The organism is Rhodoferax sp. (assembly GCF_028714215.1).
GTDB lineage: Bacteria > Pseudomonadota > Gammaproteobacteria > Burkholderiales > Burkholderiaceae_C > Rhodoferax.
Genome location: NZ_JAQTMS010000090.1, coordinates 1 through 8808, shown reverse-complemented (window position 1 = coordinate 8808; position 8808 = coordinate 1). Strand labels below are relative to the sequence as shown.

The 8808-nt window shown below is 64.0% G+C and carries 8 protein-coding genes; 7 read left to right on the top strand and 1 reads right to left on the bottom strand.

Going from position 1 to position 8808, the window contains the following annotated elements:
- From PHS32_RS23605 to moaD, 5 genes are all read left to right on the top strand, one after another.
- A partial coding sequence (locus PHS32_RS23605; RefSeq protein ID WP_301081952.1) for an ACT domain-containing protein occupies positions 1-390 on the top strand: 390 nt, incomplete at its 5' end.
- On the top strand, positions 390-1958 hold the full coding sequence (locus PHS32_RS23600) for a threonine synthase (RefSeq protein ID WP_301081951.1): 1569 nt from the start codon (positions 390-392) through the stop codon (positions 1956-1958). The genes PHS32_RS23605 and PHS32_RS23600, both read left to right, overlap by 1 nt.
- Positions 1955-2488: a molybdopterin-guanine dinucleotide biosynthesis protein B gene (mobB, locus tag PHS32_RS23595; RefSeq protein WP_301081949.1), complete on the top strand. Its 534-nt coding sequence runs from the start codon at positions 1955-1957 to the stop codon at positions 2486-2488. Before PHS32_RS23600 ends, mobB begins: the two co-directional genes overlap by 4 nt.
- 62 nt (positions 2489-2550) lie before the next feature.
- Positions 2551-3780 (top strand): gephyrin-like molybdotransferase Glp, encoded by a 1230-nt coding sequence (glp, locus tag PHS32_RS23590; protein WP_301081948.1) that lies wholly within the window; start codon positions 2551-2553, stop codon positions 3778-3780.
- Positions 3777-4028, top strand: a complete 252-nt coding sequence (moaD, locus tag PHS32_RS23585) for a molybdopterin converting factor subunit 1 (protein WP_301081946.1) — start codon at positions 3777-3779, stop codon at positions 4026-4028. The genes glp and moaD overlap by 4 nt, the downstream gene beginning before the upstream one ends.
- Positions 4029-4124: 96 nt before the next feature.
- Here the strand turns inward: moaD and dapA are convergent, their stop codons facing one another.
- On the bottom strand, positions 4125-5006 hold the full coding sequence (dapA, locus tag PHS32_RS23580) for a 4-hydroxy-tetrahydrodipicolinate synthase (RefSeq protein ID WP_301081944.1): 882 nt from the start codon (positions 5004-5006) through the stop codon (positions 4125-4127).
- A 428-nt stretch (positions 5007-5434) separates the two neighbouring features.
- Between dapA and PHS32_RS23575 the strand changes: the two genes are divergently transcribed.
- Both PHS32_RS23575 and clpB read left to right on the top strand, forming a co-directional pair.
- Positions 5435-5956, top strand: coding sequence for a molybdenum cofactor biosynthesis protein MoaE (locus PHS32_RS23575; RefSeq protein ID WP_301081942.1), 522 nt, complete (start codon positions 5435-5437; stop codon positions 5954-5956).
- 115 nt (positions 5957-6071) lie between these two features.
- Complete coding sequence (gene clpB / locus PHS32_RS23570; protein ID WP_301081940.1) at positions 6072-8684, top strand: ATP-dependent chaperone ClpB; 2613 nt, start codon at positions 6072-6074, stop codon at positions 8682-8684.
- Positions 8685-8808: the final 124 nt, after the last annotated feature.

Genomic DNA, 8808 nt, shown 5'->3' with positions numbered 1-8808 from the left:
GACCTGGTGGACATCACCCGCTTGCACACCGCCGATCCGCTGAACCGGGTGCCGCACCTGGCGTTCCAGCCCAATGCCATGAGCGATTTGCGCGTGCTGCCGATGAGCGAGGTCGTGACCAGTTACCACCTGCGCTTGCGCGTGGCCGACCAGGCCGGGGTGTTGGCCAAGGTGACCGGCATCCTGGCGTCCCTGAATATCAGCATCGACGCCATGCTGCAACGCGAGGCCGACGAAGTGGGTGGCGAGGCGCAAGTGGCGCAGACCGATCTCATCATTCTCACGCACGACTGCGTCGAAGCCGAAATGAACGCCGCCCTGGCGCAAATGCAGGCACTGCCGACCGTGCTGGCGCCCATCACCCGCATTCGCAAGGAAGAACTGGCCTGATGAAGTACCTCTCGACCCGCGCCAGCGCCAGTGACCCGAGCGCGCGCAAACGGTTTTGCGAAATCCTGCTGGAAGGCCTGGCGCCCGATGGCGGCTTGTACCTGCCCGAAAGCTACCCGCAAGTGGACCCGGCCACGTTGGCGCGCTGGCGCCAGGTGTACCAGGAACAGGGCTACGGCGAACTGGCGTTCGAGGTGCTGTCGCTCTACATCGATGACATTGCGGCGCCGGACCTGCGCGCCCTGTGCCGCAAGACCTACACCGAGGCTGTGTTCGGCAGCAGCGCCATCGTGCCGCTGAAAAAGTTGCAGCCGCTTGCCGCCGGGTCGGCGCCGGTGCCGCTGTACCTCGAAGCCCTGTCCAACGGGCCGACGCTGGCCTTCAAGGACATGGCGATGCAGCTGCTGGGCAACCTGTTCGAGTACGAGCTGGCGCGCCGCGGCGAACAGCTCAACATCCTGGGCGCCACCTCCGGCGATACCGGCAGTGCCGCCGAGTACGCCATGCGCGGCAAGAAAGGCGTGCGCGTCTTCATGACCAGCCCTTATGGTCGGATGAGCCCGTTTCAGCAGGCGCAGATGTTCAGCCTGCAAGATGACAATATTCACAACATCGCGGTGGACGGCGTTTTTGACGATTGCCAGGACATGGTCAAGGCCGTCTCCAACGACCTCGAGTTCAAACGCAAATACAAGATCGGCACCGTCAATTCGATCAACTGGGCGCGCTTGCTGGCACAGGTGGTCTACTACTTCGCCGGGTACTTCCAGGCAACGTCAGATGATGCATGGCAATTTTCCGACGGGCCGCCCCTAGGCTCACGAAGTGCGGCGGAGCCAAAATTAGCCCCCTCGGGGGGCAGCGCCGTACGCGAAGCGACAAGCGTGGGGGCTCGTTTCATCAGCTTCACCGTACCTAGCGGCAACTTCGGCAATGTCTGCGCCGGCCACGTGGCGCGCATGATGGGCTTGCCGATTGCGCAACTGGTGGTGGCGACCAATGAGAACGACGTGCTGGATGAGTTTTTCCGCACCGGCGTCTACCGCGTGCGCGGCAGTGCCGACACTTTTGAGACGTCCAGCCCGTCGATGGACATCTCCAAGGCCAGCAACTTCGAGCGCTTTGTGTTCGATCTGCTGGGTCGCGACGGAGCGCGGGTCAAGGCGCTGTTTGGCGAGGCCCTGGCCAGCAGCGGGCGCTTCGATTTGAGCCGTGATCCGGCCTTCGGGCAGGCCGCCGCGCGCTATGGTTTTACCAGCGGCAAGAGCAGCCACGCCGACCGCCTGGCCACCATCCGGGATACTTTCGAGCGCTTTGGCGTCATGATCGACACCCACACCGCCGACGCCCTCAAGGTGGCGCGCGAACACCTTCAGCCGGGGGTTCCCATGATCGTGCTGGAGACGGCCTTGCCGATCAAATTCGCCGCCACCATCGTCGAGGCGCTGGGGCGTGAGCCGGATCGTCCGGCCCAATTCGAGGGTATCGAAGCGTTGCCGAAACGGGTCACGCGCATGGCCGCCGATGCGGCTGCGGTCAAAGCCTATATTGCGCGGCACTGTTCATGAAGGTGGTCGGCTTCGCGGGCTATTCGGGTTCCGGCAAGACGACGCTGGTGGAGCGGCTGATTCCGGCGCTTCGACTGCGGGGTTTGCGCGTCTCGGTGGTCAAGCATGCCCATCATCAGTTTGATATTGACCATGTCGGCAAAGACACTTACCGGCATCGCGCGGCCGGCGCTTTCGAAGTGGTGGTGGCGTCGGATCAGCGGCTGGCCTTGATGCGCGAATTCGAGCAAACAGTGCAGCTCACGGTGCACCAGTTGATTGCCGAACTCTACGAAGGTGTCGACTGGGTGCTGGTGGAGGGTTTCAAGGACTCCGATTTGCTCAAGATCGAAGTCTGGCGCGCGCTCTCCAACAAACCGGCGCGTTATCCGGACGATCATTTCATCGTTGCCATCGCCACCGACTCGCCGACGCAGTTGCCCCATCCGACGCAGCGCCCGGTGCTGGACCTGAATGATGTGGAAGCGGTCGCGGACTGGTTGATCGCCAACGCGGACCGGTTCGAATACCGGGCGGAGGTTTTTGCGTGAGCGCCGCGCCGGGCCGTCCCCAAGCAAGCTCGCACCGCAGTGCGCAGCACGAAGGTACTCCAGTGAGTGCGCCGCGGCCCCCCTTGAAACCGCTGGAACAAGCCCTGGCCGAACTGCTGGACTTTGCCGTGGCGCTGGACGGGGTCGAGTCGGTTTCCACCTTCGAGGCCGATGGCCGGGTGTTGGCGCAGAATCTGCTGTCGGCCTTGCAGGTGCCGCCGCAGGACAACAGTTCGATGGACGGTTACGCCGTGCGCTGCGCCGATCTGTCGCCGGCGCAGAACCTGCTGTCGGTGACGCAACGCATTGCGGCCGGCTCATCCGGCACGGCGCTGGCGCCCCTGAGCGCGGCCCGCATCTTTACTGGCGCCCCGATTCCTGAAGGCGCCGATGCGGTGGTGATGCAGGAGGACTGCGATGTGGTTGATGACGCCCAGGTGCGCATCAAGTCCCTGCCGGCGCCGGGCCAGTGGATTCGCCGTGCCGGGGAAGACATCAGGCGCGGCGCCGTGGTGCTGCAAAAAGGCGCGCGCCTGACGCCCGCCGCGCTGGGGCTGGCGGCCAGCATTGGCATGCATGTGCTGCCGCTGGCACGGCGCCCGCGGGTGGCCTTGTTTTCGACCGGCGACGAACTGGTGATGCCGGGCCAGGTGGCACCCGAGGCAATGAAGCCCGGCAGCATCTACAACTCGAACCGCTTTTTTTTGCGCACCCTGCTGTCGCGGCTGGGCTGCCAGGTGAGCGATCTGGGCATCGTGCCGGATCGGCTGGACGCCACCGTGCAAGCCCTGCACGGCGCTGCGCAAGGCCACGACCTGATTCTGACCAGTGGCGGTGTCTCGGTCGGCGAGGAAGACCATATCAAACCGGCGGTGCAGGCCCTGGGCGCGCTGGACCTGTGGCAGATCGCCATCAAGCCGGGCAAGCCTTTTGCCTACGGCCGGGTGCACAACGCCCACTTCATCGGACTGCCGGGCAACCCGGTGTCGAGCTTCGTCACCTTCTTGTTGCTGGTGCGACCGTTTTTGCTCAAGTTGCAGGGCGTTACCGAGCTGGCTCCGGCAACCTTCGCCCTGCCGGCCCATTTCACCTGGGCCAGAGCCGATAAGCGGCGTGAATTCCTGCGCGTGCGACGCAACCCGGCCGGTGGACTGGACCTGTTTGCCAACCAGAGTTCGGGCGTCCTGACCTCCGCCGTCTGGGCCGATGGCTTGCTGGACAACCCGCCCGGGCAGACCATTGCGCAGGGTGACCTGGTCCGCTTTATTCCTTTTTCCGAGGTGCTGGGATGAACATCACAGTGAAGTATTTCGCTTCCATCCGCGAGGCCGTTGGCGTCTCCAGCGAATCGCTGCTCACCAGCGCCGCCACACTGGCGGCGCTGCGCGACGAGTTGCTGGCCCGGGGCGGCGTCTGGGCCGAGTCACTGGCGCGTGGCCGCGCCGTGCGCATGGCACTCAACCAGGTGATGAGCGATGAGTCCGCCGCGCTGGTTGACGGCGCTGAAGTGGCCTTCTTCCCGCCCGTGACCGGCGGCTGAACTATAGCCCCCACGCTCGGCACTGCGTGTCCTCGCTGCCCCCCGAGGGGGCTGTTTCGCCTTGGGGCGGCCCGGCGCCGAAACCCGCATGTCGTTTCATGCCGCCGATGCCAGCGTGTCGCTCAGTTGAATGAGTCCTTGAATATGCGCCGCTGTGGCCGCCGTCATGGGGGCGCGCAATTCGTTGTGGATCAGGCCTTGCTGCGCCAGCAGCGCCTTCAGCGGGCCTGGATTCGGTTCACGGAACAACGCCGCTATCAAGGGCATTAAGGGTCGCCAAAGGGCTTGGGCTTGCGCCAGATCGCCTTGTTGCAGTGACTGCAACACGCGCACGAAACGCTGGGTATGCAGATGGGCGCTGGCGGCAATGGCACCGCTGCCGCCCAGCGCCACGGTGCTGAAAATTTGCGCGTCCTCGCCTGCCAGCACCTGCAACTGACCCTCGGCAATCAGCGCCTGCGTTTTGCCGGCGTCGCCGCCGCAGTCCTTGACGGCCCGGATGGCCGGATGCCGGCTCAGTGCCCGCAAGCTATCAAGCTCTATGGCGACACCGGTGCGGTAGGGGATGTCGTAGACGATCAGCGGCTGCGCGCCGGCATCGGCAAGCGCATTGAACCAGTGCAGCACGCCACTCTGCGCCGGACGAACATAGTGCGGCGGCGGCACCAGCAGGCCCGCCAGGGGCCGCGTGGCCAGCGTTTTCACCCAGGCCAGGGTCTTGGGCAGGTGGTAGCCCGACAAGCCCATCACCAGCGGCAGATCGGCCGCTGCCTGTGTCACGGTATCGAGCACCGCCAGTTGCTCGGCCGGGTCCAGCGCGGCGGCTTCGCCGGTGGAGCCGCAGACCACGAAGCCGGCGATGCCGGTGGTGCGCAAGCGCTGCACCAGCCGGGTCAGCGCCGGGTGGTCGATGGCGCCATTGGAAAAAGGGGTGATCAGGGGAACCCACAGCCCTGAGAAATTGCCAGAAGTTTGCACGTATCTTTCCTTGTTGAAAACTTGACCGATGTGTTAAGGGCTCGTTCAGCAATAACTTGCACATTTGTCCTGCCAGCTTCGGGCGCCCTGCGTCGTTGCGAATCGCTTGTGTGGCAGAGCCACACGGCACGCTTCGCGCCTAGCATTGCATCCCGAATCCGGCGGCCAAATGCACAACTTATCACCGAACGAACCCTAACCATCGTCAGATGCGCGCGGGACAGCAATACGGGTAATGTCTGGCAGTTCCATCGCTCATCCGAGGACGGAACCGCGGCTCCGGTCAGATGAGCCTGGGTTTTTTCGATTTACCGACGCGTGCCACGCCAAACGTCGCACCGGCAGGTGCGGCTAGAGGGCGGTTGAACGTGTCGGCAAACATGGGCCTGATCTTACCTTGGTCTTGCCGGAGGTGCCACAATCCCGGCATGGATCCCTCTCAAGTTGCCCGCTCCCGCGTTTCCATTCAGAGCGCCGATTTCGACCTCGGCCGCGAGATCGAAACCCTGCGTGCCCAGGACGCCCGGGTTGGTGCCGTGTGCAGTTTTGTCGGTACCGTGCGTGATCGGTATGTTGCCCCCACGCTGGCCGGTTCTCCGTCGGCGACAGAGCGCGTGCTCTCGATGGAACTGGAGCACTACCCCGGCATGACCGAAAAAGCCATTGAAGCGATGATTGACGAGGCGCAGCGACGCTTTGACATTTTTGGCGCCCGCGTCGTTCACCGCGTTGGCCTGCTGCGGCCGCTGGATCAGATCGTGCTGGTGGCGGTGACTTCGGCGCACCGGGCGAACAGTTTCCAGGCCTGCGAGTTTTTGATCGATTACCTCAAGACCCAGGCGCCGTTCTGGAAGAAAGAGCAAACACCGGACGGCGCGCGCTGGGTCGATGCCCGCGTCGCGGACGACGCGGCCCTGGCCAGATGGGGCATCCAAGCGCATAACATTTGACGTGCGGCCAGCCTGGACCGAGCCCATGCCTTGACTATTCTCAAGCGGCTGGCCGGGTCGAAACCTTGAAAATTCCGGCTAAGCCTCAAGTTGTGGGGGAACTTCAAGGATTGCCATGCGAATCGAAAAACTCACCACCAAGTTTCAGGAAGCCCTCGGTGAAGCGCAAACACTGGCGCTGGGCCAGGACCACGCCTACATCGAACCGGCCCACGTGCTGAGCGCCATGCTGCGCCAGGACGACGGGCCCAAGGCCTTGCTGCAACGCGCTGGCGTGAACCTGCCGGGCCTGCAGGCGGCGGCCGAGGCGGCGCTGAAAAAGCTGCCCCAGGTGACGGGCCAGGAACAGGTGCAAGTGGGCCGCGACATGGTTTCGCTGCTGCAGGCGGCCGAGAAGGAGGCCATCAAGCGCGGCGACCAGTTTGTCGCCGGCGAGTTGTTCCTGCTGGCCCTGACCGACAGCAAGCAGGATATCGGTCGCGTCGCGCGCGAGAACGGTTTGACCCGCAAGTCGCTGGAAGCGGCCATAGACGCCGTGCGCGGCGGCCAGAACGTCGACAGCGCCGACGCCGAGGACCAGCGTGAGTCGCTCAAGAAATACTGTCTGGACCTGACCGAGCGGGCGCGCCAGGGCAAGCTCGATCCGGTGATCGGTCGTGACGATGAAATCCGACGCGCCATCCAGGTGTTGCAGCGCCGGACCAAGAACAACCCGGTGTTGATCGGCGAACCGGGCGTTGGCAAGACCGCCATTGTGGAAGGTCTGGCGCAGCGCATTGTGGCCGGCGAGGTGCCGGACTCTCTCAAGGGCAAACGCGTCCTGTCGCTGGACATGGCCTCCCTGCTGGCCGGCGCCAAGTTCCGCGGCGAGTTCGAGGAGCGCCTGAAAAACGTGCTCAAGGACCTGGCCAAGGACGAAGGCCAGACCATTGTTTTCATCGACGAGCTGCACACCATGGTGGGCGCCGGCAAGGCCGAGGGCGCCATGGATGCCGGCAATATGCTCAAACCGGCCCTGGCGCGCGGCGAGCTGCACTGCGTCGGCGCCACCACGCTGGACGAGTACCGCAAGTACATCGAGAAAGACGCCGCACTGGAGCGCCGCTTCCAGAAAATCCTGGTCGGCGAGCCCTCGGTGGAGGCCACCATCGCCATCCTGCGCGGTCTGCAAGCGCGCTACGAGGCGCATCACGGCGTGCAGATCACCGACCCGGCCATCGTGGCGGCGGCCGAACTGAGCCACCGCTACATCACCGACCGCTTCCTGCCGGACAAGGCGATCGACCTGATCGACGAAGCGGCCTCCAAGATCAAGATTGAGCTTGATTCCAAGCCCGAGGTGATGGACAAACTCGATCGCCGACTGATCCAGTTGCAGATCGAGCGCGAAGCGGTGCGCCGCGAGAAAGACGAGGCCTCGCAGAAACGCTTTGGCCTGATCGAGGAGGAAATCGGCAAGCTGCAAAAAGAGATTGCCGATCTGGACGAAATCTGGAAGGCGGAGAAGGCGCAGGCGCAGGGTTCCAAGGCCATCATGCAGGAGATCGAGAAGCTGCGCTTCCAGATCGAGGAGTTGACGCGCAAAGGCGATTTCAACAAGGCCGGCGAGTTGCAGTACGGCAAGCTGCCGGGTCTGGAAAAACAACTGAAAGACGCGCAGGCGCAGGAAGCCGGCCGGGCCAAGAACGCCAAGGACGGCGGCCGTGCCCAGTTGCTGCGCACCATGGTGGGGGCCGAGGAAATCGCCGAGGTGGTGAGCCGCGCCACCGGCATTCCCGTCTCCAAAATGATGCAGGGCGAGCGCGACAAATTGCTGTTGATGGAAGACAAGCTGCACCAGCGCGTGGTGGGGCAGGACGAAGCCATCGCCGCCGTCGCCAACGCCATTCGGCGCTCGCGCGCCGGCTTGTCGGACCCCAATCGCCCGACCGGCTCGTTCCTGTTCCTGGGCCCCACCGGCGTCGGCAAGACCGAGCTGTGCAAGGCGCTGGCCGGTTTCTTGTTCGACAGCGAGGACCACTTGGTGCGCATCGACATGAGCGAGTTCATGGAAAAGCATTCCGTGGCCCGCCTGATCGGCGCACCCCCCGGTTATGTGGGCTACGAGGAGGGCGGTTATCTGACCGAGGCGGTGCGCCGCAAACCCTACAGCGTGCTGCTGCTCGACGAGGTGGAGAAAGCGCATCCCGATGTCTTCAACGTGCTGCTGCAAGTGCTCGACGATGGCCGCCTGACCGACGGTCAGGGTCGCACCGTGGACTTCAAGAACACGGTGATCGTGATGACCAGCAACATCGGCTCCCACATGATCCAGAGCATGGTGGGCCAGGACAGCGAAGACATCAAGGATGCGGTGACGGAAGAATTGAAGAACCATTTCCGGCCCGAGTTCCTGAACCGCATCGACGAGACCGTCGTCTTCCATGCTTTGAGCGCAACGCACATCGCGGCGATTGCCGGCATCCAGATCAAGGTCTTGCAGGAGCGCCTGGCGAAGATGGACCTGGTGCTGGAGGTGTCGCCCGCCGCGCTGGCCGAGCTGGCCAAGATCGGCTTCGATCCGGTGTTTGGCGCGCGACCCCTGAAGCGCGCGATTCAGCAGCGCATCGAGAACCCGCTATCGAAGCTGCTGCTGGAAGGCAAGTTCCTGCCGAAGGACGTGATCCCGGTCGATGTCGATCCGATCCGCGCGCCGGGGCAGTTCAGCTTCGAGCGCGTGGTGCACTAGCCCATCTTTCTCAACCGACCAAGTGAACCGCTGGCAAGTTGTTGATTTGCTTGAGCGCGAGGACAAAGGTCTCCACTACGCCGAGACTGCTTGGTGGTGCTGTTTGGCGAGCTTGGCGGTGATT